Source organism: Pseudomonas grandcourensis (genome assembly GCF_039909015.1).
GTDB classification, from domain to species: domain Bacteria; phylum Pseudomonadota; class Gammaproteobacteria; order Pseudomonadales; family Pseudomonadaceae; genus Aquipseudomonas; species Aquipseudomonas grandcourensis.
On the sequence record NZ_CP150919.1, the window covers coordinates 5140406 to 5166248 of the forward strand.

At 60.9% G+C, this 25843-nt stretch carries 20 protein-coding genes; 9 read left to right on the top strand and 11 right to left on the bottom strand.

What is annotated here, in order from left to right; all coding sequences use genetic code 11:
* Positions 1-266: 266 nt before the first annotated feature.
* Positions 267-1343 (bottom strand): S-methyl-5-thioribose-1-phosphate isomerase, encoded by a 1077-nt coding sequence (gene mtnA, locus AABM52_RS22905; protein ID WP_347908173.1) that lies wholly within the window; start codon positions 1341-1343, stop codon positions 267-269.
* 108 nt (positions 1344-1451) lie between these two features.
* On the opposite strand from mtnA, the gene AABM52_RS22910 reads away from it, so the two are divergent.
* From AABM52_RS22910 to AABM52_RS22930, 5 genes are all read left to right on the top strand, one after another.
* On the top strand, positions 1452-2786 hold the full coding sequence (locus tag AABM52_RS22910) for a TRZ/ATZ family hydrolase (RefSeq protein WP_347908174.1): 1335 nt from the start codon (positions 1452-1454) through the stop codon (positions 2784-2786).
* A 58-nt stretch (positions 2787-2844) separates the two neighbouring features.
* On the top strand, positions 2845-3543 hold the full coding sequence (ubiG, locus tag AABM52_RS22915; RefSeq protein WP_103397011.1) for a bifunctional 2-polyprenyl-6-hydroxyphenol methylase/3-demethylubiquinol 3-O-methyltransferase UbiG: 699 nt from the start codon (positions 2845-2847) through the stop codon (positions 3541-3543).
* A gap of 4 nt (positions 3544-3547) precedes the next feature.
* Positions 3548-4219 carry an N-acetylmuramic acid 6-phosphate phosphatase MupP gene (gene mupP, locus AABM52_RS22920; RefSeq protein ID WP_347908177.1) on the top strand — a complete coding sequence of 224 codons (672 nt, stop codon included), beginning with the start codon at positions 3548-3550 and terminating at the stop codon, positions 4217-4219.
* Positions 4220-4330: 111 nt separating this feature from the next.
* Positions 4331-5071, top strand: coding sequence for a YciK family oxidoreductase (locus AABM52_RS22925; protein WP_007999919.1), 741 nt, complete (start codon positions 4331-4333; stop codon positions 5069-5071).
* A gap of 377 nt (positions 5072-5448) precedes the next feature.
* On the top strand, positions 5449-6375 hold the full coding sequence (locus AABM52_RS22930; protein ID WP_347908178.1) for a GGDEF domain-containing protein: 927 nt from the start codon (positions 5449-5451) through the stop codon (positions 6373-6375).
* Between the two features lie 135 nt (positions 6376-6510).
* Here AABM52_RS22930 and AABM52_RS22935 read toward each other — a convergent pair whose 3' ends face one another.
* The 7 genes from AABM52_RS22935 to AABM52_RS22965 all read right to left on the bottom strand — a co-directional run bounded on the left by AABM52_RS22935 (position 6511) and on the right by AABM52_RS22965 (position 14326).
* A complete protein-coding gene (locus AABM52_RS22935) occupies positions 6511-7305 on the bottom strand; it encodes an iron-containing redox enzyme family protein (RefSeq protein WP_347908180.1) in 795 nt (264 codons plus the stop codon).
* 43 nt (positions 7306-7348) lie between these two features.
* Positions 7349-9808, bottom strand: a complete 2460-nt coding sequence (locus AABM52_RS22940) for an EAL domain-containing protein (RefSeq protein WP_347908182.1) — start codon at positions 9806-9808, stop codon at positions 7349-7351.
* 188 nt (positions 9809-9996) lie between these two features.
* Positions 9997-11814, bottom strand: a complete 1818-nt coding sequence (locus AABM52_RS22945) for an ABC transporter ATP-binding protein (RefSeq protein WP_347908184.1) — start codon at positions 11812-11814, stop codon at positions 9997-9999.
* Positions 11807-12442: a DsbA family protein gene (locus tag AABM52_RS22950; RefSeq protein ID WP_347908185.1), complete on the bottom strand. Its 636-nt coding sequence runs from the start codon at positions 12440-12442 to the stop codon at positions 11807-11809. The genes AABM52_RS22945 and AABM52_RS22950 overlap by 8 nt, the downstream gene beginning before the upstream one ends.
* Before the next feature lie 3 nt (positions 12443-12445).
* On the bottom strand, positions 12446-13387 hold the full coding sequence (locus AABM52_RS22955) for a rhodanese-related sulfurtransferase (protein WP_223456217.1): 942 nt from the start codon (positions 13385-13387) through the stop codon (positions 12446-12448).
* A 102-nt stretch (positions 13388-13489) separates the two neighbouring features.
* Positions 13490-13789, bottom strand: a complete 300-nt coding sequence (locus tag AABM52_RS22960; RefSeq protein WP_218427580.1) for a BolA family transcriptional regulator — start codon at positions 13787-13789, stop codon at positions 13490-13492.
* 12 nt (positions 13790-13801) lie between these two features.
* Positions 13802-14326: a DUF2059 domain-containing protein gene (locus AABM52_RS22965; RefSeq protein WP_007997268.1), complete on the bottom strand. Its 525-nt coding sequence runs from the start codon at positions 14324-14326 to the stop codon at positions 13802-13804.
* A 191-nt stretch (positions 14327-14517) separates the two neighbouring features.
* Between AABM52_RS22965 and AABM52_RS22970 the strand changes: the two genes are divergently transcribed.
* On the top strand, positions 14518-15912 hold the full coding sequence (locus tag AABM52_RS22970; RefSeq protein ID WP_347908187.1) for a class II fumarate hydratase: 1395 nt from the start codon (positions 14518-14520) through the stop codon (positions 15910-15912).
* A 97-nt stretch (positions 15913-16009) separates the two neighbouring features.
* Here AABM52_RS22970 and AABM52_RS22975 read toward each other — a convergent pair whose 3' ends face one another.
* The 3 genes from AABM52_RS22975 to pap all read right to left on the bottom strand — a co-directional run bounded on the left by AABM52_RS22975 (position 16010) and on the right by pap (position 19969).
* Positions 16010-16963, bottom strand: coding sequence for a DMT family transporter (locus AABM52_RS22975; RefSeq protein ID WP_223541102.1), 954 nt, complete (start codon positions 16961-16963; stop codon positions 16010-16012).
* Positions 16964-17158: 195 nt separating this feature from the next.
* Positions 17159-18343, bottom strand: coding sequence for a thiolase family protein (locus AABM52_RS22980; protein ID WP_347908189.1), 1185 nt, complete (start codon positions 18341-18343; stop codon positions 17159-17161).
* 102 nt (positions 18344-18445) lie between these two features.
* Positions 18446-19969 (bottom strand): polyphosphate:AMP phosphotransferase, encoded by a 1524-nt coding sequence (gene pap, locus AABM52_RS22985; protein ID WP_347908190.1) that lies wholly within the window; start codon positions 19967-19969, stop codon positions 18446-18448.
* Positions 19970-20121: 152 nt separating this feature from the next.
* Here pap and mnmC point away from each other — a divergent pair, with 152 nt between their 5' ends.
* The 3 genes from mnmC (at position 20122) to ngg (ending at position 25793) form a co-directional block, all read left to right on the top strand.
* A complete protein-coding gene (gene mnmC / locus AABM52_RS22990; protein ID WP_347908192.1) occupies positions 20122-22101 on the top strand; it encodes a bifunctional tRNA (5-methylaminomethyl-2-thiouridine)(34)-methyltransferase MnmD/FAD-dependent 5-carboxymethylaminomethyl-2-thiouridine(34) oxidoreductase MnmC in 1980 nt (659 codons plus the stop codon).
* Between the two features lie 170 nt (positions 22102-22271).
* A complete protein-coding gene (locus AABM52_RS22995) occupies positions 22272-24044 on the top strand; it encodes an N-acetylglutaminylglutamine amidotransferase (protein WP_347908194.1) in 1773 nt (590 codons plus the stop codon).
* A gap of 3 nt (positions 24045-24047) precedes the next feature.
* Positions 24048-25793, top strand: coding sequence for an N-acetylglutaminylglutamine synthetase (gene ngg / locus AABM52_RS23000; protein ID WP_347908196.1), 1746 nt, complete (start codon positions 24048-24050; stop codon positions 25791-25793).
* The last annotated feature ends 50 nt before the right edge of the window (positions 25794-25843 follow it).

Sequence of the window (25843 nt, forward strand, 5' to 3'; positions counted from 1 at the left end):
AAACCGCCGGATGTTATCACAAGAGCCGCCACGCACCTATCCCCCAGATGCGCATGGAGAGTAGTTAGTTGACCGGTGACAGGCCTGAAGGGGACGAGAGAGGCTTAGAGCCGTGTTGAATGGAGAATTTGTGGCTGATTCAGGTTGATTCATTGGGTTTGACGGCCCCATCGCGAGCAAGCTCGCTCCCACAGGTTTTGTGTGTACCGCAAACACTGTGGGAGCGAGCTTGCTCGCGATGGCGACTTACCAGACACCAACGATTATCAATGCAGACGCTTACGGCACATCAACTGCGCCATTTTCGCCGTATCAGGGCGCTCGACGATGCCTTTTTCGGTGACGATCGCATCGATCAGGTCTGCCGGCGTCACGTCGAACACCGGGTTAAAGGCATTGACATCGGCACCGACACGCTTGCCGCCGACCTCCAGCAACTCGCGACCATCACGTTCTTCAATCGGGATCTCATCGCCATTGGCCAAGTTCATGTCGATGGTCGAACTCGGCGCCACCACCATGAAGCGCACGCCGTGGTGCATGGCGTTGACCGCCAGCTGATAGGTGCCGATCTTGTTGGCCACATCGCCGTTGGCGGTAATCCGGTCAGCGCCGACGATGACCCAGGTAGGGCCTTTGGTCTTCATGATATGTGCCGCGGCGGAATCGACATTGAGGGTCACTGGAATGCCTTCATTGGCCAGCTCCCACGCAGTCAGTCGCGAGCCCTGCAGCCACGGGCGTGTTTCGTCGACATAGACCTGCTCGACCATGCCCTCGAGAAATGCGCCACGAATCACCCCCAGCGCTGTGCCAAAGCCGCCCGTGGCCAGCGCGCCGGTGTTGCAGTGGGTCAGGATCGCCTGGGCGTTGCCCTGATGCTTGCGGATCAGGTCCACACCCAGTTGCGCCATGGTCAGGTTGGCTTCGCGATCACTTTCATGAATGGCGATGGCCTCGGCCTCCAGCACCGCCAGCGGATCGGCATTTTCTTTCAGGCGATCAAGCCGGTCGTGCATGCGGCCCAGCGCCCAGAACAGGTTAACGGCTGTAGGACGGGAATCGGCCAGCAACATGAAATCCTCTTCCAGCGCAGCGTACCAGTCACCACCCTCGGCAATCCGGGCACGAGCTGCCAGTACGATGCCATAAGCCGCGCTGATGCCGATGGCCGGCGCGCCACGCACCACCATCGAGCGGATTGCCTCGGCCACACCCGCTGCACTGGTGTAGGCAATCCAGGTTTCCTCGAACGGCAAAATACGCTGATCCAGCAGATGGAGAGCGCCATCACGCCAATCGATGGCCTTCACCTTCTCCGCAGCCAACAGTCGATCGCGCATCCCACACCCCGCACTCATGAACAAAAGCCGCCGATTATAGCGATCCCCCCGCGAAGACGCTCGGGTATACTTCGCCATCCTTTACAAAAGCACTGGAACCAACCCTCGATGCCGAACACTGCCGCTGCGCTCGACCTGTTATTGCTGCCGACCTGGCTGGTACCCGTCGAACCCGCTGGTGTTGTCCTCAAGGAACATGGCGTCGGCATCCGTGATGGACGCATCGTGTTTATCGGCCCACGTTCCGCTGCACTGAAGCTTAACGCAACCGAAACCCGCGAATTGCCCGATATGTTGCTCAGCCCCGGCCTGATCAATGCCCACGGGCACGCGGCGATGACGCTGTTCCGTGGCCTGGCCGATGACCTGCCATTGATGACCTGGCTGGAGAACCACATCTGGCCCGCCGAAGCCAAGTGGGTCGATGAGGACTTCGTGCGCGACGGCACGGATCTGGCCATCGCCGAGCAAATCAAAGGCGGCATCACCTGTTTCTCTGACATGTACTTCTTCCCGAAGGTTGCCAGCGAGCGCGTGCACAACAGCGGTATTCGCGCGCAGATCGCGATTCCGATCCTCGACTTCCCCATTCCCGGTGCCGCTACAGCGGACGAAGCCATTCGTCAGGGCGTCGAGTTGTTTGGCGATCTCAAGCATCACGAGCGCATCAAAATCACCTTCGGCCCCCATGCACCCTACACCGTAGGTGACGAAAACCTGGAAAAAATCCGGGTGATCGCCGAAGAACTGGACGCCTCGATCCACATGCACGTGCATGAAACCGCCTTCGAAGTGCAGCAATCGGTCGAGCAGCGCGGCGAACGACCGCTGGCCCGACTGGCGCGCTTGGGCTTGCTGGGGCCGCGCTTCCAGGCAGTTCACATGACCCAGATCAGCGAAGAAGACCTGGCGCTGCTGGTAGAAAGCAACAGCAATGTGATTCATTGCCCGGAGTCGAACCTGAAACTGGCCAGCGGGTTCTGCCCGGTCGAGCGCTTGTGGCAGGCCGGGGTCAATGTCGCTGTCGGTACCGATGGCGCGGCCAGCAACAACGACCTGGACCTGCTCGGCGAAACCCGCACCGCAGCCCTGCTGGCCAAGGCTGTCGCCGGCTCGGCCACCGCGCTGGATGCCCATCGTGCCTTGCGCATGGCCACCCTCAACGGTGCCCGGGCACTGGGTATCGAGGCCGAAACCGGCTCGCTGGAAATCGGCAAAGCCGCGGACATGGTGGCTTTCGATCTCTCGGGCCTGGCCCAGCAGCCGGTCTATGACCCGGTTTCGCAGCTTATATACGCCACCGGCCGGGATTGCGTGAAACACCTTTGGGTTGCCGGCAAGCAGTTGCTCGACGACCGTCGCCTGACACGCCTGGATGAACAACAACTAAGCGCTGTCGCAAAGGCCTGGGGCCAGCGCATCAGTGGCCGCACCGAATCGTAAGCACCCTGGAGCACAATCCGGGGCAACAGGATTTTTCAAGTTTTAGAGGACTTAAACCATGAGCAACGTCGACTACGCCGAAATCGCCAAATTCGAAGCCCTGGCCCATCGCTGGTGGGACCGCGAAAGCGAATTCAAACCGCTTCACGACATCAATCCGCTGCGGGTCAACTGGATTGACGAGCGGGTGAACCTGGCCGGCAAGAAGGTCCTCGACGTCGGTTGCGGCGGCGGCATCCTCAGCGAAGCCATGGCTCAGCGCGGCGCAACCGTGATGGGTATCGACATGGGCGAAGCGCCATTGGCGGTTGCCCAGTTGCATCAGCTGGAGTCGGGCGTAAGCGTCGAATACCGGCAGATCACCGCCGAAGCCCTGGCCGAGGAAATGCCCGAGCAGTTCGACGTGGTCACCTGCCTGGAAATGCTTGAGCACGTACCGGACCCGTCGTCGGTCATCCGTGCCTGCTTCCGTATGGTCAAGCCCGGCGGCCAGGTGTTCCTCTCGACCATCAACCGCAACCCGAAGGCGTACCTGTTCGCCATCGTCGGCGCCGAATACATCATGAAGCTGCTGCCGCGCGGCACCCACGATTTCAAGAAATTCATCCGCCCTTCCGAACTCGGCGCCTGGAGCCGCATGGCCGGCCTGACCGTCAAGGACATCATCGGCCTGACCTACAACCCGCTGACCAAGCACTACAAACTGGCCTCCGACGTGGACGTCAACTACATGATCCAGACCCTGCGCGAGGAGTAAGCCGATGCCAATCAGAGCAGTTCTTTTCGACATGGACGGCACCCTGCTCGACACCGCGCCGGACTTCATTGCGATCTGTCAGGCGATGCGTGCCGACCGTGGCTTGCCACCGATTAACGACAAGCACATTCGCGACGAGATTTCCGGCGGCGCCAAGGCGATGGTCGCGGTGACCTTCGCCATGGACCCTGAATCGCCGGGGTTCGAGGAACTGCGCCTGGAATTCCTGGAACGCTACCTCGTGGGTTGCGCCGTTCACAGCAAGCTGTTCGACGGCATGAGCGAACTGCTGGCGGACATCGAGAAGGCCAACCTGATCTGGGGCGTGGTCACCAACAAGCCGCTGCGCTTCGCCGAACCGATCATGCAACAGCTGGGGCTGGCTGAACGCTCGGCGCTGCTGATCTGCCCGGATCATGTGAAGAACAGCAAACCGGACCCGGAGCCGCTGATTCTGGCCTGCAAGATGCTCGACCTGGACCCGGCCAGTGTTCTGTTCGTCGGCGACGACCTGCGCGACATCGAGTCGGGCCGCGATGCCGGCACCAAGACTGCCGCGGTGACCTTTGGCTATATCCACCCGGATGATAATCCACGGCTTTGGGGGGCGGACGTGGTGGTCGATCATCCGCTGGAGTTGCGCAAGGTGCTTGATAGCGCGCTTTGCAGCTGCTGATTAAAGTCAACAGATCGCAGCCTGCGGCAACTCCTATAGGGGACCGCGATCGACGTAGGAGTTGCCGCAGGCTGCGATCTTTTCCAGCTTTTTAATGGATTGAGGTTTTTTATGTTTGATTATTCCGCCCGCCCCGAACTGCTCAAGGATCGGGTCATCCTGGTCACCGGCGCAGGACGCGGCATCGGCGCCGCAGCGGCAAAAACCTACGCGGCCCACGGCGCAACCGTGTTGCTGCTGGGCAAGACCGAAGCCAACCTGACCCAGGTCTACGACGAAATCGAAGCCGCCGGCCATCCACAACCGGCAGTCATCCCCTTCAACCTCGAAACCGCCCTGCCCCATCAATACGATGAGCTGGCAGCCATGATCGAAAGCGAATTCGGGCATCTCGACGGCCTGCTGCACAATGCTTCGATCATCGGCCCGCGCACGCCGATCGAGCAGCTTTCCGGCGAAAACTTCATGCGGGTCATGCAAGTCAACGTCAATGCCATGTTCATGCTCACCAGCACACTGCTGCCGCTGCTCAAGCTGTCGCAGGATGCCTCGGTGGTGTTCACTTCCAGCAGCGTCGGCCGCAAGGGACGTGCCTACTGGGGCGCTTACGGCGTCTCCAAGTTCGCCACTGAAGGCCTGATGCAAACCCTGGCTGACGAAGTCGATACCGTGGCCCCGGTACGCTCCAACAGCATCAACCCGGGCGCCACCCGCACCAGCATGCGCGCCCAGGCTTACCCGGGTGAAAACCCTCTGAACAACCCGACGCCCGAGGAGATCATGCCGGTCTACCTCTACCTGATGGGCCCGGACAGCACTGGTATCAATGGCCAGGCGTTCAACGCCCAGTAACGACCGTACGTCGCTTTCTGGTGCCGCGCCAGCTTCCTGTCGCGGCACTTGAAGACTCCCGGATTCGAGCCAGGCACCTGTCAAACAAACGTCACACTCTGCACCACACAGGTAGCAGACAGACCGCAACTAGTTGATTTAACACAGATTTTATTCGGATGAACCGAATGGCACGACTTTCGCTCTAAGTTTGCTCAGACACGTATCGTGAAAGCAGACGGGGGTGAAGCTTGAGTGCAGAGATTACTCTTCTTCTACAAAGCGGATTAAACTTGTACGAAATGTCCTACGGGACTGACGGACCAGTACGACGCGCAGCCCTAAGCCGCTCTCACCCTGCTTGTAAGACAGCCTTACTGCTTAGGGGCGCACGCCTTATGAAACCACCCTCCCAGACCAACGCAATTGACTTCGATAGCGCCAAATTGCAGCGCCTGGGCTTTGGTCAGCAGCCGCCCCTCCTGGAAAGACCTGTCAGTCTTGCGCAATTGCGCCAGCAACTGAGCCTGCAGCTGCAAACCAGTCTGGAGCCGCAACGCATTCTTGGGACTTTCTATCGTGAGATTCAGCGGTTGGTGCCGTTGGACGCCTTGTGCTACCTGCATAAGAGCAGTGACCTGCGCCTGGAGTTCGGCCAACGCGGCCACCACTCCATCAGCTACAGCCTCAGCCACGAAGGCGAACACTTGGGTGAGCTGATCTTCCGTCGCAATCAGCGTTTCAGCGAACAGGAACAGGGCAATCTCGAATCACTGCTGGCCGCGCTGCTTTTCCCGATGCGCAATGCGCTGCTTTACCGTACCGCCACCCAAAGCGCACTGCGCGACCCACTGACGGGCGCCGGTAACCGCATCGCCATGGACCAGACGCTGCAAAGGGAAATCGAGCTGTCCCGGCGCCATCTGCAACCGTTGTCGGTGCTGATGCTGGACATCGATCATTTCAAGCTGGTCAATGACACCCACGGCCACAGCACTGGCGATGACGTGCTCAAGGCGGTCGCCACCACGATCAAAAACCAGCTGCGCAACGTGGACATGGTGTTCCGCTATGGCGGTGAAGAGTTCCTGATCCTACTGTCCAATACCTGTCGCGAGGCCGCGGCCATGGTCGGTGAGCGGCTGCGGTTTGCAGCGCAGTCTGAAGAGTACCTGGCCGATGGTCACAGGATCCTGCTGACGGTCAGCCTCGGCTGTTCGACCCTGTTGCCCGGCGAGTCTGCCGAAAGCCTGTTGCGGCGGGCAGACAGCGCGTTATATGTGGCCAAGCGCGAAGGTCGTAACCGGCTGGAGATGGCGGGCTGATTTTTCAGCCACGATACAAATCAATGTGGGAGCGAGCTTGCTCGCGAATGCGGAGTATCAGCGACATCCATGCCGCCTGATACACCGCTTTCGCGAGCAGGCTCGCTCCCACAGTTGTTTCAAGCAGACGTTGGATCAGCCTTCGGCCAGTGCCATCCGCTCACGCACGACCGGTGCCCGCTCTGCGTGCTCCATTTGCATGCAACGTTCGAGGAACAGGTACATGTAGTCGTAGCTCTTGCAAACGGCCTGACGCAGCTCCACCTGCAGGGATTTGCCCGGGTTGGTGCCCGCCAATGTGCAGATGATCTCCAGGGCTTCCCATGGATGGGCATCGTCGTACTGGGCATGCATCTTCAGCCACTTCATCGCCCGCTTGCGATCTTCCTCGGGGAACGAGGCGGCGTAGATACCGTTGGAACACACTACCGCCGACCATTCCCCGGTCGCCCCTTCGATGGCGTAGTTGGTGGCGGCAATCCCGACGATCAGCGAGTCGGCGGAACTGGTGTGCCAGCACCAATGGCTCAGGGCGTGAAGCTCCGGGGGAACCTGCTGAGCCTGCAGCTCTTCCAGGCTGACACCGTGCGCGCGACTCCAGTGCACCCAGTAATCGGCGTGGTTCAGTTCGACGCGGATGTTGCGCATCAGCCAGCGACGAGCCATGTCTTCGCCGGGATGACGGGCAAAGCGGGTCTTGGTCAGGTTTTGTGCCATATACAACGCGAACTGTTCGACCACCGGCCAGCCACCGATCAGGTACTGGCGCATGGTCTTCGCACTGAGTTTGTTGTCTCGCATGCGTTGGTACAGTTCGTGTTCGACAACCCGGCGCTTGCTCTCGCTGCAATCCTGGATCAGGCGCTGGGCCCAGGCAGGGTAACTTGCAGCTTCCATGAGCGGTCCGGTTCGGTTGAATGTATCGATCACTGTCGAGCTCCTTTTGATTGTGATTGTCAGACCGGCAGGAGTTTCAACGGAACGTGCCAGGCGCCTTGAACAACAGCGGCTGAGGCCTGGCAGGGCGACTCAGCAAGCTGTCGCAGGTAAACAACTGCGGGCGTTCAATCACATACCCTTGAGCGTAATCTACCCCGATCTCGAGCAATGCCTGCTCGATCTGGGGCGTTTCGACAAACTCGGCAATCGTGCGCTTACCCATCACATGGCCAATGTGATTGATCACTTCGACCATGGCGCGGTTAATCGGGTCGTCCAGCATATCCTTTACGAAACTCCCGTCGATCTTCAGGAAGTCTACAGGCAAATGTTTCAGGTACGCGAACGAGGACATTCCGGCACAAAAATCGTCCAGGGAAAAATGGCAGCCTAAGCCTTTGAGTTCATTAATGAATCGAATGGCGCTGCCAAGATTTGAAATAGCACTGGTTTCAGTAATTTCAAAACAAATCATTTCAGGCGGAATCGAATACCTCACAAACTGTTCGCGCAAGAAGTCCAGGAACGCCTCATCCCCGATCGTCGTGCCTGACAGATTTATCGCACACATGGCCAGCGGCCCGTTGCCTTGCTCTGCCCGGCATTGGGCGATGATCTTGAACACGTTCTGCACCACCCAACGATCAAGCGAGCTCATCAGGCCATAGCGTTCAGCTGCCGGAATGAAGCTGTCGGGCAAAATCATCCGCCCGGCTTCATCATGCAATCGCAGCAGAATTTCAATATGTCCGCCGTCCTGATCGACATGACCCAAGGGGACAATTTCCTGGGCGTACAGGCAGAAGCGGTCTTCCTCCAACGCCATGTGCAAACGCTGCACCCAGGCCATTTCGCCGAAGCGCAGAGACAATTCCGAGTCATCCGGATGATAGACCTGAACCCGGTTACGGCCCTTTTCCTTGGCCATGTAGCACGCCATGTCAGCAGCGCGCAGCGAGGCTTCGAGCGTCGTCGGATTCTGCGCGACATGGACCAGCCCGATACTGACAGTGGTCACGAAAGGCCGGCCCTTCCAGACAAAATGCAGATTCTGCACAGTCTGGCGCAGGCTTTCGGCAATTTTCTCCGCCGCTTCCGGTGCGCAGTTTTCCAGCAGGATGCCGAATTCGTCGCCACCCAGGCGCGCCAGGGTGTCGCCTTCGCGCAGCCCGGATTGCAACAGCGCGCAGATGTGCCGCAACAGCTCATCGCCCGCCGCGTGGCCGCAGGTATCGTTGACCAGCTTGAACTGATCCAGATCGAGGAACATCAGGGCATGGCGGCCCGCGTAGCGGGTCAGGTTGTGTAGCGCCTGCTCCAGGCGATATTCGAATTCGCGACGGTTGGCAAGGCCGGTCAAGGCATCGTGGGTCGCCTGCCACGACAGATTGGCGATGTATTGCCGTTCCTGGGTCATGTCATGCAGCACCAGCACCGTCCCGCTGACTTTACCGGCATTGCGGATCGGCGCGCCCACCAGCGTGACCGACACCGTGCTGCCGTCCAGGCGTTGAATCAGCTTGGAGTGTTCACTGCCGCCACTGAGTTGGCCGCTCAGAATATGCTCGATCAGGGTGAAGCCATCGGTCTGGGCGTTTTCGTCCAACAGGTTGAACAGCGCCGCCAGCGGCAACCCTGTCGCCTGCTCGGCCTTCCAGTGGGTCAACGCCTCGGCGGCCGGATTCATGTAGGCGATCGCACCGGAAACATCCGTGGTGATCACTCCGTCGCCAATCGATTGCAGGGTGATCTGCGCCCGCTCTTTCTCCGCTTGCAACGCATCGGCGAAGGCATGGCGCTGCTTGAGCAGTTTATGGGTGCGCATCAAGGCCAGCGCAATCAAACCCAGGGCGGTGGCCAGATTCGTCACCAGCAACAAACGCAGAATCACCCGCGAACCTTCACCCAAGGCATCGCTGAACGCCTTTGCCGCCGGCGTCACGCCTTCGTTGATGGCGAAGATCTGCTCCTTCCAGCGCTGCACATCCACACCGGAGACCGGGCCGGCAGCGATGTGCTGATGCATGTCCTGCGCAACGTCATCGAGTTGGACCAGATAGGCATCCCCCACGGTCCAGAGGTTGATGGCTTTTTCGAGGTAGCTGAAATGACGAAAGTTGAGGTACAGCCAAATTAGACTGGAAACGTCATCCGGATGGTTGCCGCCCTTGAGGATCGCCACACGTGCCGCCTCGATATTCGGCGGTTGATGATCCAGCGCCACGCGCAACTCATGCCCGCCATGAGGCACGGAAATGGCCTGCTGGTATTTGCGAAAAATCGCTTCGTCGCCGCTATCGGCGTAGAGGTTGAGGTAATAGATGGCGTCTTTCTGGCCCTTGGACCAGAGACTTTCGCCGGCAACATAGCCGCGAACCGCCGACAGCACGTAAAGGCTAACGCCGCCCAACAAGGCTTGAAACACCACAACGGCGATAAATGGCCAGACGATGCCCAACAACCGTGGCGTTCCGAGAGTCCGCGTTTGATTCATGAGGTCCCTTGCATTAGCACTGCTTGTTCGTCTTCCGGACGAAATCGCTTTAGCTAGACTAGGTTGCGATTCCGATCCCGGCAAGCGACAAGCTTTGCCCGGAGGGCGTATCGCGGCCACTGAATCCGGTCGCGATGATGTTTTTTTATAGTATTGAACTGGCGCCCTGCAATTTTGATCTCATCTCCCTACAACCGCTGTAAATGACCGTAAAGCTTGGCGTACAGGCCCCCCTCGGCAATCAGTTGCTGATGATCGCCATCCTCTGCGATCTGCCCGCCATCGAACACCAGCACACGGTCGGCCTGTTTTACTGCCGAAAGTCGGTGGGCGATGATCAACGTGGTGCGGTTGCTCAGGAACCGCGCCAAGGCTTGGTGCAGGTTGTACTCAGTGGCGGCGTCCAGCGCAGAGGTGGCTTCGTCGAGGATCACCACCTTGGGCTCGGCCAGCACCATCCGGGCGATGGCCAGGCGTTGACGTTGCCCGCCGGACAATCTCACCCCGGAGCGCCCGACGATGCTGTCCAGCCCATTGGGCAAATCCCGGACCGTGCCGTGCAACTGGGCGATTTCCAGCGCCTGCCAGCAAGCCTCGTCACTGCGTTCGCGGCCCATGGTCAGGTTGGCCCGGATGGTGTCGTTGAACAGCGCCGGATGTTGCAGGACCACGGCAACATTTTCCCGCACGGTTTCCAGGCCGATCTCCTGCTGGGTCGAACCACCGAAGCGAATGGTTCCGGCCAACGGCGTGTACAAGCCCAGCAGCAGTTGCACCAGCGTGCTCTTGCCGCCGCCACTGGCGCCGACGATCGCGACCTTTTCGCCGGGGGCGATGGACAGGTTCATCTGGTTCAGGACCAGTTCATCGCCGTAACCGAAACTCAGCCCTTGCACTTCCAGCCCGACCGTCTCACGACCGACGAAAGGGTCGACGCCGCCCGGGTATTCGGGCTCATCGGCTCGGGCCAGCAGTTCGTTGATCCGCGACAGCGCACCGCCGGCAGCGTAGTAGGCATATTGCAGGTTCAGCAGCTGTTCAACCGGACCGATCATGAACCACAGGTAGCTGAACACCGCGAGCATCTGGCCGATTGAAAGGTCGGAAAACAACACGGTGAGCATCGCCGCGGCGCGGAAAATATCGATGCCGAACTGGAACAGCAAACCGCTGGCCCGGTTCGACGCATCGGTTTTCCATTGCGAATTCACCGCATAGTCACGCACGTCCCGGGCGCGATGCCCCAGGCGACCGAGGAAAAATCCCTGACGGTTGCCAGCGCGAACTTCCTGGATGGCATCCAGCGTTTCGGTCAGCGCCTGGGTAAAGCGCGAAGTGCTGTCGTTCTCGAGTTTCTTCAGGTGCTTGACCCGCTTGCCCAACTGCACTGTGGCGTAGATCACCAGCGGGTTGAACAGCAGAATCAGCAATGCCAGCTTCCAGTGCATCCACATCAGAATGCCCGCCGTGCCGACCAGGGTCAGCATGGCCACGAGGAAACGGCTGAGGGTTTCGCCGACGAACTTGTCCAGCGTGTCCAGGTCGGTGACCAGGTGCGTGGTCACCGTGCCGCTACCCAGGCTTTCGTATTCGCCCAGGGAAATACGCTTGAGACGCTCGATCAGGCGTATGCGAATGCGGTAGACGATGTCCTTGGCCAACCCGGCGAACAATTTCGCCTGCACCACGTTGAACAGCAACGCCGAGCAACGCAGGGTCAAGGTCACCACCAGCATCAGGCCGATGTAGCCCGCTGCCTTCTGCCAGCCGTCGGGCAGCACGTGGTTCATGATCTTCAGAGCGGCATCACCATGTCCCAGCAACACCTCGTCCACCAGCAACGGCAGGAGCAAGGGAATCGGCACGCTGCACAAGGTCGCCAGCACGGCCACGCCGTTGGCGATCCACAGGGACTTCTTGTGATGCAGGGCCAGACGGCGGATTTCCGCCCAGCTCAGACGGTCGACACGTTTAGCGGGTGCGACATCATCAGGCAGGTCATGCACAGGCAGCACGCTCCAGCCAGCGGCCGAGCAGCGGGGACAACTCGCTCAACGGCTGATAGCCATTGGTCAACAACGCCAGTTGGCCGTTACGCTCGGCCAACAGAGTGGGGAAGCCGGCAATGCCCAGGTCCTGGACCCAGGTGAAATCGGCTTCAGTCGCCGTGTGCATGTCGGCACGGTCGAACGCGGCGGCGAATTCGATGCGCGGCACGCCGGCTTGCTCGGCCAGCTCCACCAGCACGCTGGCGCGGGTGACGTCCCGACCTTCGACATAAAATGCATGCTGAATCAGCCCGAGCAGCTTCCAGGCACAATCCGGCGCCAGTGCGCGCGCCGTCACCAGAGCCCGACAGGCAGGCTCGGTGTCGTAGACAAAGCCATCGGGTAACGCGCCTTCAAACTTGAAGGGCTGGCCGGTGGCCTCGGTGACCGCCTGCCAGTGCTCAAGGATGTAGCGGCGGGTGGTCGGTTCCAGCGCCGCACCGCTGCCGGTGCGCAAACCACCCACGATCAGATGCACCTCCACACCCGCGGCTTGCGCCTGCTCGACCAGTGCGTTGGCCACCGGGGCAAACCCCCAGCACCAGGAGCACATCGGGTCCATCACATAGAGCAGGCGCGCAGACATGGTTCAGGCCTCGGAAGATGCTTGCTTGTAGTTGAAGCCGATCGGGTGAGGCTGGTTACGAGCCTTGGCCAGTTCGATCTGCTTCTGCCGGTCGATCGCGCTGCGACGGGTCTTCTCACTCAGCTTATCCCAGCAATGCGGGCAACTGATGCCGGCCACGTAATGCTCGGACGCGCGGTCTTCCACGCTCACCGGCGTACGGCAGGCATGACATTGATCGTAGTCGCCTTCGCTCAGGTCGTGACGAACGGTCACGCGGTTGTCGAACACGAAGCAGTCGCCCTGCCACTTGGTTTCTTCCTGCGGCACCTCTTCGAGGTACTTCAGGATGCCACCCTTGAGGTGAAAAACCTCACCGTAGCCCTCGCTGAGCATGTAGCTCGACGCCTTCTCGCAGCGGATGCCACCGGTGCAGAACATCGCGACCTTCTTGTGCACGGCCGGGTCGAAGTTGGCTTTGATGTAATCAGGAAATTCGCGAAAACTGGTGGTTTTCGGGTCGATGGCGCCTTCGAAGGTACCGATCGAGACTTCGTAATCGTTACGGGTGTCGATCAACAGCACTTCCGGGTCGCTGATCAGGGCGTTCCAGTCCTGCGGATCGACGTAGGTGCCGACCTTTTTGTTCGGGTCCACGCCTTCGACGCCGAGGGTGACGATTTCTTTCTTGAGTTTGACCTTGGTGCGGTAGAACGGCTGATCAAAGCAGTACGACTCTTTATGGTCGATGTCGTCCATGCGCGGGTCGTTCTTGAGCCAGGCCATCAGCCCGTCGATGCCTTCGCGGCTGCCGGACACGGTGCCGTTGATGCCTTCCTCGGCAATCAGCAGCGTGCCTTTGATGCCGTTGTCGACCATCGCTTGCAGCAGGGGCTCGCGCAGGGCGACGTAATCTTCCAGGGTGACGAACTTATACAGTGCCGCCACGACAATCTGTTGTGTCATGGGTAAATCTCCAGGTGGCTACCCTCGTAAGGGGTGAACCGGATGCGAAAAAAAACGCGCCGGGTCAGCGGCGCGTTGGGCATTCTAACAAAAAACGGGGGTTTAGTGCTTGCTGCCGCCGGCACAGGTCGGCGAGGCCGGAGCCGCGTCGATCTGTGCCCATTCCTCTGGCGTGTAGGTATGCAGCGCCAACGCATGGAACTCTCCCATCAGCTCGCCGAGCGTGCCGTAGACCTTCTGGTGGCGCTTGACCCGGTTCAGGCCTTCGAACTGCGCACTGACCACCACAGCCTTGAAATGGGTTTGCAACCCACGGCTGTGCATATGGCTTTCATCCAGTACTTGCAGATGCTCGGGCTGAAGCAGGGCCAGCGTCGATTCGATGCGTTGTTGCATGGTCATACCGAACTCCGCTTAAGGCTTTTTCTTGGCTGGAGCGGCCGCGTCTTTCGGCGTCAGCTCGGCGGTCATGTCAGCCAGCAGCTTGTTGACTACAGGCACTGCGCTTTCCAGCTTGGCCTGGGTCATCTGGGCCGATTGCTGGGTCAGCTGAGGCATTTTTTCCAGGACTTTCTTGCCCAGTGGCGACTGGTAGAACGCAACCAGGTCCTTGAGCTCGGATTCGGTGAAGTTGGTGGTGTAGAGCTTGACCATGTCCGGCTTCAGCTTGTTCCAGCCAATGGCCTGGTCCAGAGCGGCGTTGGCCTTGGCCTGGTAGGTTTCCAGCACGGCCTTTTTCGACTCAGGGGCTTTAGTCTGTTCGAAACGCTGGGCAAACATCTGCTGTACTTGCATGTACACCGGGGTGCCCAGTTTGTCAGCGTGCGCCATGGTCAGGAAAGCCTCGGCACTGGCGTTATGGCTGGCGGTGTCGGCAAGAACCTGGCCGCTGGCGCAGACCAAAGCAACGGCGGTACAGATGGCACGAAGACGAGTCATCGAGTTTCCTTTTCTAGCTGGCGAGGTAAGACCCCAAGGGCGTCCATTCTGCGCCTAAAAAAGTGTGTCGCTCAACCCCAAGCCTTGTCGCACCTGATTTAGAGGGGTTGAATGGTCAAATTCAGACTGATGGAACCACGGCCGTCGATCACGGCCTAAACTGCGCAATCGGACCTACAGGAGTGAGCAAGATGAGCCGTATCGAAACCGACAGCCTCGGCCAGGTTGAAGTCCCGGATGAAGCCTACTGGGGCGCTCAGACGCAACGCTCGCTGATCAACTTCGCCATCGGCAACGAACGCATGCCGCTGGCCGTGTTGCATGCCCTGGCGCTGATCAAGAAAGCCGCGGCACGGGTCAACGATCGCAACGGCGACGTGCCCGCCGATATCGCCCGCCTGATCGAGCAGGCGGCCGACGAAGTACTCGCCGGCGACCACGACGACCAGTTTCCGTTGGTGGTCTGGCAAACCGGCAGCGGCACCCAGAGCAACATGAACGTCAACGAAGTGATCGCCGGTCGCGCCAACGAGCTGGCCGGCAACCCCCGTGGCGGCAAGTCCCCGGTGCACCCCAACGATCACGTCAATCGCTCCCAGAGTTCCAACGACTGCTTCCCCACCGCCATGCACATCGCCGCCGTCCAGGCGGTGCAACAGCACTTGCTGCCGGCGATCAGCGAACTGACCGGCGGGCTGGCCGAGCTGGCCGCCCGCCACATGAAACTGGTCAAGACCGGCCGAACCCACATGATGGATGCGACACCGATCAGTTTCGGCCAGGAAATCTCGGCCTTCATCGCGCAACTCGATTACGCCGAGCGGGCGATCCGCAGCGCACTGCCTGCGGTCTGCGAGCTGGCCCAGGGCGGAACGGCCGTCGGTACCGGGCTCAATTCACCCCACGGCTTCGGTGAGGCCATCGCCGCAGAATTGGCCGCCCTCTCCGGATTGCCGTTTATCACCGCGCCGAACAAGTTCGCCGCACTGGCCGGCCATGAGCCGCTGACCACGCTGTCCGGTGCGCTGAAAACCCTCGCCGTGACGCTGATGAAAATCGCCAACGATCTGCGCCTGCTGGGTTCCGGCCCGCGCGCCGGCTTCGCCGAAGTCAGGCTGCCAGCCAATGAACCGGGCAGTTCGATCATGCCGGGCAAGGTCAACCCGACCCAGTGCGAAGCGCTGTCGATGCTGGCTTGCCAGGTGTTGGGCAACGACGTCGCCATCGGTTTTGCCGCCAGTCAGGGCCACTTGCAGTTGAACGTGTTCAAACCGGTGATCATCCATAATCTGCTGCAATCGATCCGTTTGCTGGCTGATGGCTGCAGCAACTTCCAGCAGCACTGCGTGGCCGGTCTGGAGCCGGATGCGGCAAAAATGGCTGAACACCTGGAGCGTGGCCTGATGCTGGTGACGGCGCTCAACCCGCACATCGGCTATGACAAATCGGCGGAGATCGCCAAGAAGGCCTACAGCGAAGGCCTGACCTTGCGCGAGGCTGCGTTGCAGCTCGGGTATCTGACTGATGAAGAGTTCGATGCGTGGGTGAGGCCGGAGAACATGCTGGAGGCTGGGGCCAAGGGCTGAGATTTGCAGTGAAGCGAAAAGATCGCAGCCTGCGGCAGCTCCTACAGGGATAGGCATTTACATGTAGGAGCTGCCGCAGGCTGCGATCTTTTGATCTTCAGGCCATCCGTAACTTCCGCGCCTTCAACCCGGCAATCAACGATGGCCCCAACGCCACCAGCGCCGACCCCAGCACCACCAGCACTGCGCCGCCATACCCCAGACCATTGATCGTCTCGGCATGCACATAGTCGGGCCACAACCACGCAGCCATGGCAACTGCGGCAAAAGTCACCAACGGTGTGATGGCCAGTGTCGCGCTGACCCGGGAGGCTTCCCAATGGGCCAGGGCCTCGGCAAACGCACCATAGGCAATCAGGGTGTTGAGGCAGCACGCCAGCAGCAACCAACCCTGCAAGGGGTTCAATTGCAACGCTTCGAGCGGATGCACCCACGGCGTCAACAGCGCCGCGCAGAACAGGTAGATCACCATCATCACCTGCAGCGAATTCCACACCGTCAGCAATTGCTTCTGCCCCAGGGCATAGAAGGTCCAGACCGTGGACGCCAGCAGCACCAGCAGCACGCCGGCGGTGTAGTCGGTCAGCGACGTGAGCAACTCACTCAAGCGCTGGTTGAAAAACAGCGCAAAGCCGATCAGCAGCACCAGCAGGCCAATCCCCTGCCCCAGGCTGAAACGTTCCTTGAACACAAACAGACTGGCGATCAGCAGCATGATCGGGCCCATCTGCACCACCAGTTGCGCCGTGCCGGGGCTGAGCAGGTTCAGGCCCATCAGATACAACACATAGTTACCGACCAGGCCGAGCACCGCCATCAGCACCAGCCAGCCACCACGAGGACCGAGCACCTTGCGGCTGGGCAGGCGCCTGGTGGCCGCCAGGTAAATGAACAGACAACCGCCGGATACCAGCAGGCGAAACCAGGTCACCGTCACCGGGTCCATCACCAGCAACACTTGCTTGAGCTTGATCGGCAGGATTCCCCACAACAACGCGGTCAACAAGGCCAGGAACAGACCGTAACCCCAGCGACCCGATGAAATGTGCATGTGAACCCCAACGCCAACTGACAGGAGTCGTCATTCTAGGCCTGGAGCGGTGGCGTACACAGGGACAGTTTCGGGCTGGCCGCGAATGAAACTGTGCGGGTCGTAATCTTTGAAGGGGATTTTTTACAACCGAGGTGCGCCCATCGCGAGCAAGCTCGCGATGGCTATCTTACTGACAACGAGAAATATCGAGGCTTACCGAACCGCTTCAAACAACCCGGTCGCCCCCATCCCGCCACCCACGCACATGGCGACGATGCCGTAACGCAGATTGCGTCGCTGCAATTCACGAATCAGATGCCCGACCTGGCGCGAGCCGGTCATGCCGAACGGGTGACCGATGGAGATCGAGCCGCCGTTGACGTTATATCGGGCGTTGTCGATTTCCAGGCGATTGCGGCTGTACAGGCACTGCGAGGCGAAGGCTTCGTTGAGTTCCCACAGGTCGATGTCGTCAATCCGCAAGCCTTTGGCCTTGAGCAGTTTCGGTACCGAAAACACCGGGCCGATGCCCATCTCGTCCGGCGCGCAACCGGCCACGGTAAAACCGCGGAAGAACGCTTTCGGCTTGAGCCCCAGTTCCAGCGCCTTCTCCAGGCTCATCACCAGGGTCATGGACGCGCCGTCAGACAGCTGCGAAGAGTTGCCCGCCGTGACCGAGCCATCTTCGGCAAACACCGGTTTCAACCCGGCCAGACTTTCCAGGGTGGTGTCCGGGCGGTTGCAGTCATCGCGATCGACGATGCCGTCGAGGATCTGTGCCTGACCTGTGGCCTTGTCTTCGACGCGATATTTAACCGCCATCGGCACGATTTCATCGGTGAACAGCCCGGCGGCCTGAGCATCTGCGGTGCGCTGCTGGCTTTGCAGCGCATACAGGTCCTGCTCTTGGCGGCTGACGTTGTACCGACGCGCGACGATTTCAGCCGTCTGGCCCATCGGGAAGTAGATGCCCGGCACCTGTTCCTTGAGCAGCGGGTTGATCAGGTTGTCGGTGTTGACGCTCTTCATGGTCAGGCTGATGGACTCGACGCCGCCGGCGACGATGATGTCGCTGCAACCCGAAGCGATCTGGTTGGCGGCAATGGCAATCGCCTGCAAGCCCGAGGAGCAGAACCGGTTGAGGGTCATGCCGGCCGTGCCGATGCCCAGGCGCGAGAGCACCGCGACGTTGCGCCCGATATTGAAACCCTGGGCGCCCTCGTTGGAGCCAGCGCCGACGATGCAGTCCTCGACGCTCGCCGGATCGATACCGGTGCGCGCCAACAGTGCATCGACACAGTGTGCCGCCATGTCGTCGGGGCGGGTCATGTTGAATTTACCGCGAAAGGATTTGGCCAGGCCGGTCCGCACGCTGTCGACGATCACCACTTCACGCATGGCATACCTCATTGTTGTTATCGGTTGAGAGTGGACCGAGCATAAGTCCAGCTCTTCGCCGACCGCGACAATCATTCACCTCGCGTATGCGTAACCATCGCTTCAATCCTTGTCCTTACGCTTCTTGTCTTCATGCCGGTCGGATCTTTCGAAGGCCTCTTCCAGTGCCCGGTTGATGGTGCGCAGCACCTTGACCCGTGCCCAGCGCTTGTCGTTGGCTTCCACCAGGGTCCATGGCGCAATCTCGGTGCTGGTACGGTCGACCATGTCACCGACCGCCGCGCGATAGTCATCCCATTTTTCACGGTTGCGCCAGTCGTCTTCAGTGATCTTGAAACGTTTGAAGGGAATCTTTTCGCGCTCCTCGAAGCGCTCCAGTTGCGTCTGTTTGTCGATGGACAGCCAGAACTTGACCACGATCACACCGGCGTCGGTGAGCTGTTCTTCAAAATCGTTGATTTCACCGTAGGCACGCAGCCAGTCTGCCGGGCTGCAAAAACCTTCGATGCGCTCCACCAACACCCGGCCATACCAGGAGCGGTCGAACACGGTGAACTTGCCCCGGGCCGGCAGGTGCCGCCAGAAGCGCCACAAATATGGCTGCGCCCGTTCTTCCTCAGTGGGCGCGGCAATCGGCACGATGCTGTACTGGCGAGGATCAAGCGCTGCCGCTACCCGGCGGATCGCCCCGCCCTTGCCTGCCGCGTCATTGCCCTCGAACACCGCCACCAGCGCGTGGCGGCGCATGCGCTTGTCACGCATCAACCCGGAAAACCGCGCCTGCTCGGTGATCAGCTGTTCTTCGTAATCATCCTTGTCCAGGTGCAGGGTCAGGTCCAGGCTGTCGATCAGGTTCACTTGATCGACACTGGGAAACACTGGCGCGGCACTGACCTTTTCCGGATGGATCGTCGGCCGCGTCAATGCGCCCTGCAGGCCCGCCAGCAGGATCCGCCCCACGGCCAGGCTGCGATAATGGGCATCCGCCCCGGCGATGACATGCCAGGGTGCATAGTCGCGGCTGGTGCGGCGCAGCACCCGCTCGCCATACTTCACGAACCTGTCGTAGGTTTGCGACTGCTGCCAGTCCAGCGGGCTGATGCGCCAGCTGTGCAGCGGGTCGTCGGCCAATGCCTTGAGGCGAGCCTTCATTTGCTTCTTGGAGAGGTGAAACCAGAACTTGAAGATCAGCGCGCCTTCATCGCAGAGCATCTTTTCCAGGCGCTCGGCGGCATTGATCGCCTGGTCCAGTCGCGGATCCTTGAACTCGCCATGGACCCGCCCCTGCAGCATCTGGCTGTACCAGTTGCCGAAGAAAATCCCCATGCGCCCCTTGGCCGGGAGCATCCGCCAGTACCGCCAGGCCGGCGGCCGCGCCAGTTCTTCGTCGGTTTGCTGATCGAACGTGCGGACCTCGATCAGGCGCGGGTCCATCCACTCGTTGAGCACCTTGATCGTCTCACCCTTGCCGGCACCTTCGATGCCATTGATCAAAATGATCACCGGAAAGCGGCGTTGCTGCTGCAATTCAAATTGCGCTTCGAGCAACGCCTCGCGCAGGGCCGGGATTTCGGCGTCGTAGGTTTCTTTGTCGATGGCGTGATCGATTTCGGCGGATTCAAACATGAGCGGCTCCCTTCCAGATTGAGCAAGACTAGCGGATTGAACTGAAGGCCAGCAGAGATTTTCCCTGCCTCGGCCAATGCATGCCTTGCCACGGATCAAGCACCACGCCGTCGATCGGCTAGAATGGCGGCCTTGCCGTTGCCGAGCCTGCCATGAAACCTGTATTGCCCCACGCCCAGCTCGACTGGGACGACCAAGGTCGCCCGTATTCGCGAGTGTTCGACGATGTGTATTTCTCCGACAAGTCGGGGCTGGACGAAACCCGCTATGTCTTTATTGAGCAGAACCGATTGGCGGAGCGCTTTGCGGCCTTGCCCGAGGGCGGGCGGCTGGTCATCGGGGAAACGGGGTTCGGCACCGGGCTGAATTTTTTGTGCGCCTGGCAGGTGTTCGAGCAACACGCGGCGGCCAGTGCGCGGCTGCATTTTGTCAGCGTCGAGAAGTACCCGTTGAGCCCCGATGACTTGCAACGGGCCCTGGCGCTGTGGCCGGAACTCAAGGTGTTTGCCGATCAACTGCTTGAGCAATATGTGGCCATCCATCAGGGTTTTCAGCGCCTGACACTGGACCACGGCCGCGTGACCCTGACGCTGCTGATCGGCGATGCACTGGAGCAACTGCCGCAACTCGATGCCCGAATCGACGCCTGGTTCCTCGACGGTTTCGCCCCGGCGAAAAACCCCGACATGTGGACCGCCGAACTGTTTGCCGAACTCGCACGCCTGGCCGCCCCCGGTGCTTCCATCAGCACCTTCACCAGCACCGGTTGGGTGCGACGCCTGCTCAACGCCGCCGGCTTCAAGATGAAACGCACCCCCGGCATCGGCCACAAATGGGAAATCCTGCGCGGCGAGTTCCTCGGCTGGCCCCAGGAAATGCCGGCCCCGGCCCTGGATAAACCCTGGTTTGCCCGCCCGACCCCGTTGACCGGCGAGCGCCAGGCATTGGTGATCGGTGCCGGCCTGGCCGGTTGTGCCAGCGCCGCCAGCCTCGCCGCGCGTGGCTGGCAAGTGACTGTGCTGGAGCGCCACGACGCCATCGCCCGGGAAGCCTCGGGCAACCCGCAGGGCGTTCTCTACCTGAAGTTATCCGCCCACGGCACGGCACTGTCGCAAATGATCATCAGCGGATTCGGCTACACCCGACGCCTGCTCGAACACTTGCAACGGGGCCGCGACTGGGACGATTGCGGCGTGTTGCAACTGGCCTTCAACGCCAAGGAAGCCGAACGCCAGGCGCAATTGGCCGCAGCGTTTCCAGCGGACTTGCTGCACCTGCTGGATCAACCAGAGGCACAGGCCGTGGCCGGTGTCGGGCTGGCACAGGGGGGCCTGTTCTATCCCGAAGGCGGCTGGGTCCACCCACCGGCGCTGTGCCAGTGGCAGGCTGCGCATCCACAGATTCAATTGCTCACCCATCACGATGCGCTGGAACTGCGCAAGGTTGAAGGCCGTTGGCAAGCCTGGGACGGCGAGCGCTTGCTTGCCGACGCCCCCGTGGTGGTGCTCGCCGGCGCAGCCGAAATCCAGCGTTTCCCCGAGAGCGCCGGGTTGCCGCTCAAACGCATACGCGGGCAAATTACGCGCCTGGTGCAAACCCCGCAAAGCCAGGCCCTGAGTACCGTGGTGTGTGCCGAAGGCTATGTCGCCCCTGCCCGTTTGGGCGAACACACCCTGGGGGCCAGTTTCGATTTCAAGAGCGACGACCTGACGCCGACCACGGCAGAACACCTGGGCAACCTGGCCATGCTCGAAGAGATTTCCCACGATCTGGTCGAGCGTCTACAGGCCGATAAACTGGCGCCTGAAAGTCTCCAGGGTCGCGCTGCCTTTCGCTGCACCAGCCCCGACTACTTGCCAATCGTCGGCCCATTGGCCGACACCCAGGCATTCACCCAAGCCTATGCAGCGCTGGGCAAGGATGCCCGGCAGGTGCCGGACGTCGAATGCCCATGGCTTGACGGCTTGTACATCAACAGCGGTCACGGCTCGCGCGGCCTGATCACCGCGCCGCTGTCCGGAGAACTGCTGGCGGCGTGGCTGGACAACGAACCCTTACCGTTGCCCAGAAGCGTGGCCGAAGCCTGTCACCCCAACCGGTTTGCCCTGCGGCGCCTGATCCGGGGCAAGTAGTCGATACAGCAGCCGAAGTCGCCCTCACGGGGCGATTCGGCCGTGGTCTGTCGCGCATATAACTCATCGATCTAAAACTCCCCTTACCGAGGAGGGTCACTTTCTGAGTACCCGCTGTTTCGGCGCGGTATCGATTGACCCTCCCCAACGGAAAAACCGGTAAGGAATTTATGTGCGGATTAGCTGGCGAGTTACGTTTTGATCATCAACCTGCAGACCTTGCAGCCATAGAACGAATCACCCATCACCTGGCCCCTCGCGGCCCCGACGCCTGGGGATTTCATAGCCAGGGGCCGGTTGCCCTGGGCCATCGGCGCCTGAAAATCATGGACCTGTCGGACGGCTCGGCACAGCCGATGATCGACCCGCAACTGGGCCTGTCCCTGGCCTTCAACGGGGCGATCTACAACTTTCCTGAACTGCGCACGGAACTGGAAAGCCTGGGTTACGCCTTCTACTCCGGTGGCGACACCGAAGTGTTGCTCAAGGGCTATCACGCCTGGGGCGAAGCGCTGCTGCCAAAACTCAACGGCATGTTTGCCTTTGCCGTTTGGGAGCGCGATGCCCAGCGTCTGTTCATCGCCCGCGACCGTCTCGGTGTGAAACCGCTGTACCTGTCGCGCACCGGCCAGCGCCTGCGCTTCGCCTCGGCGCTGCCGGCATTGCTCAAGGGCGGCGACATCAACCCGATCCTCGATCCTGTGGCCCTCAATCACTACCTGAATTTCCACGCCGTGGTCCCGGCACCGCGCACCTTGCTGGCGGGCATTGAAAAACTGCCGCCGGCCACCTGGATCCGCATCGAAGCCGATGGCCGCACCGAGCAGAAAACCTGGTGGACCCTGCCCTACGGCCCTCACGCCGATGAGACGGATTTGACCCTCGAAGATTGGCGCGACCGCGTGCTCGACAGCACCCGCGAAGCGGTAGCGATTCGTCAGCGTGCGGCGGTGGATGTCGGCGTGCTGCTGTCCGGTGGTGTCGACTCGAGTTTGCTGGTGGGCCTGTTGCGGGAAGTCGGCGTGGACAATCTGTCGACCTTCTCCATCGGCTTCCAGGACGCCGGCGGCGAGCGCGGTGACGAGTTCCAGTATTCGGACCTGATCGTCCGACACTACGGTACGCAGCATCACCAACTGCGCATCGACGAAAAGGAAATCATCGAACAGCTGCCCGCCGCATTCCGCGCCATGAGCGAACCGATGGTCAGCCACGACTGCATCGCCTTCTACCTGTTGTCACGGGAGGTGGCCAAACACTGCAAAGTCGTCCAGAGCGGCCAGGGCGCCGATGAACTGTTCGCCGGTTACCACTGGTATCCGCAAGTGGACGGCGCGAGTGATCCGTATGCCGCGTACCGCGAAGCATTTTTCGACCGCAGTTACGACGACTACGCCGCCACCGTGCAACCGAAATGGCTGACCGCGAATGACGCCGCCGGTGACTTCGTCAAAACCCATTTCGCCCAGCCCGGTGCAGATGCGGCGGTGGACAAGGCCTTGCGCCTGGACAGTACGGTGATGCTGGTGGACGACCCGGTCAAACGCGTCGACAACATGACCATGGCCTGGGGCCTGGAAGCGCGCACGCCGTTTCTCGACTACCGCCTGGTGGAGCTGTCGGCACGGATTCCGGGGCGTTTCAAACTGCCGGACGGCGGCAAGCAAGTCTTGAAAGAAGCTGCGCGACAAGTGATTCCCAGCGAAGTGATCGACCGCAAGAAAGGTTACTTCCCGGTGCCGGGCCTCAAGCATTTGCAGGGCGATACGCTGGAGTGGGTGCGCGAGCTGCTGCTCGATCCCAGCCAGGATCGCGGCCTGTTCAACCCTGCGATGCTCGACCGTCTGCTGACTGATCCACAGGGGCAATTGACGCCGTTGCGCGGCTCCAAGCTGTGGCAACTGGCGGCCCTCAACCTGTGGCTCAGCGAACAAGGAATCTGACCGATGAAACCTCACGCCACGGCTTTCAGCCAACGCCTGTTGCGCGGCCAGTCGCCATCCTACGAACGCTTGCAGGCACGTCTGGCCGAGGATGGCAGTGAACTCGGCGGGGCGCCGATTGCCGTGCATTGCGGCTGGGGCCGCTTGCTGATCGGCCATACCTTTGCCGATGCCGCGAGCCTCGCAGGCGAGTTGCTCAACGAGCAGCCCGGCGAGCGGGACATTGCCCTGTACGTCGCCGCGCCCCAGCAAGTGCTGGGGCTGGAGCCGACGCAGCTGTTCCTCGACCCGTCCGATACCTTGCGCCTGTGGTTCAGCGACTACCGTCAGGCGACCCGGGTGTTTCGCGGTTTTCGCATTCGACGCGCGCAAAGCGATGCCGACTGGCAGGCGATCAACCAGCTGTATCAGGCCCGCGGCATGCTGCCGATCGATGCCACCCTGCTCACTCCGCGCCATCTGGGCGGCCCGGTGTACTGGCTGGCCGAAGACGAGGACAGCGGCGCGGTCATCGGCAGCGTCATGGGCCTCAATCACCACAAGGCCTTCAACGATCCGGAAAACGGCAGCAGCCTGTGGTGCCTGGCGGTCGACCCGCATTGTGCGCGGCCGGGTGTCGGTGAAGTGTTGGTGCGGCATTTAATCGAACACTTCATGAGTCGCGGGCTCGCCTGCCTCGACCTGTCAGTGCTGCACGACAACCGCCAGGCGAAAAGCCTTTACGCCAAGCTCGGTTTTCGCAACCTGACGACCTTCGCCATCAAGCGCAAGAACGGCATCAATCAGCCGCTGTTTCTCGGGCCCGGCCCGGAAGCTGCGTTCAACCCCTACGCACGGATCATTGTCGAGGAAGCACACCGTCGTGGCATCGATGTGCACGTCGATGACGCCGACGCCGGGATGTTCACCCTCAGCCATGGCGGGCGCCGGGTACGTTGCCGCGAATCCCTGAGCGACCTGACCAGCGCCGTCAGCATGACCCTGTGCCAGGACAAAAGCCTGACCCACAAAGTGCTCAAGGCGGCCGGCTTGAAACTGCCGGCGCAGCAACTGGCGGGTAACGCCGATGACAACCTGGCGTTCCTCGATGAACACCAGCGCGTGGTGGTCAAGCCACTGGATGGTGAACAGGGCCAAGGGGTGGCGGTGGATTTGCGCACCATCGAGGAGGTGCAGCAAGCCATGGAAGCCGCTAGCCACTTCGACAGTCGCGTGTTGCTGGAAAGTTTCCACGAAGGCCTGGACCTGCGCATTGTGGTGATCGGTTTTGAAGTGGTCGCCGCCGCCATTCGCCGGCCTGCCGAAGTGGTGGGCGACGGCCAGCACTCCATCGGTGCATTGATCGAAGCCCAGAGCCGACGGCGACAAGCGGCCACGGACGGCGAAAGCAAGATCCCGCAAGACCAGGAAACCCAGCGCACCTTGCGTGCCGCCGGATACGACTACACCAGCATTCTGCCGACCGGTGAGCACCTGTTCGTACGGCGCACGGCGAATCTTCATACCGGTGGCGTGCTTGAAGACGTCACGGCAATCCTGCACCCGACGCTGGTGGACGCCGCCGTCCGCGCGGCCCGGGCTCTGGACATTCCCATGGTCGGCCTCGACCTGATGGTGTCCGCCGCTGACCAGCCGGACTATGTCTTTATCGAAGCCAACGAACGGGCCGGGCTGGCCAATCACGAACCGCAGCCGACGGCGGAGCGGTTTGTGGATTTGTTGTTTCCGTACAGTCAGCCAGCGGTTTGACACACCTGTGTTGCCTGCTCGCGAAGGCGGACTGACAGGCAACACAAATC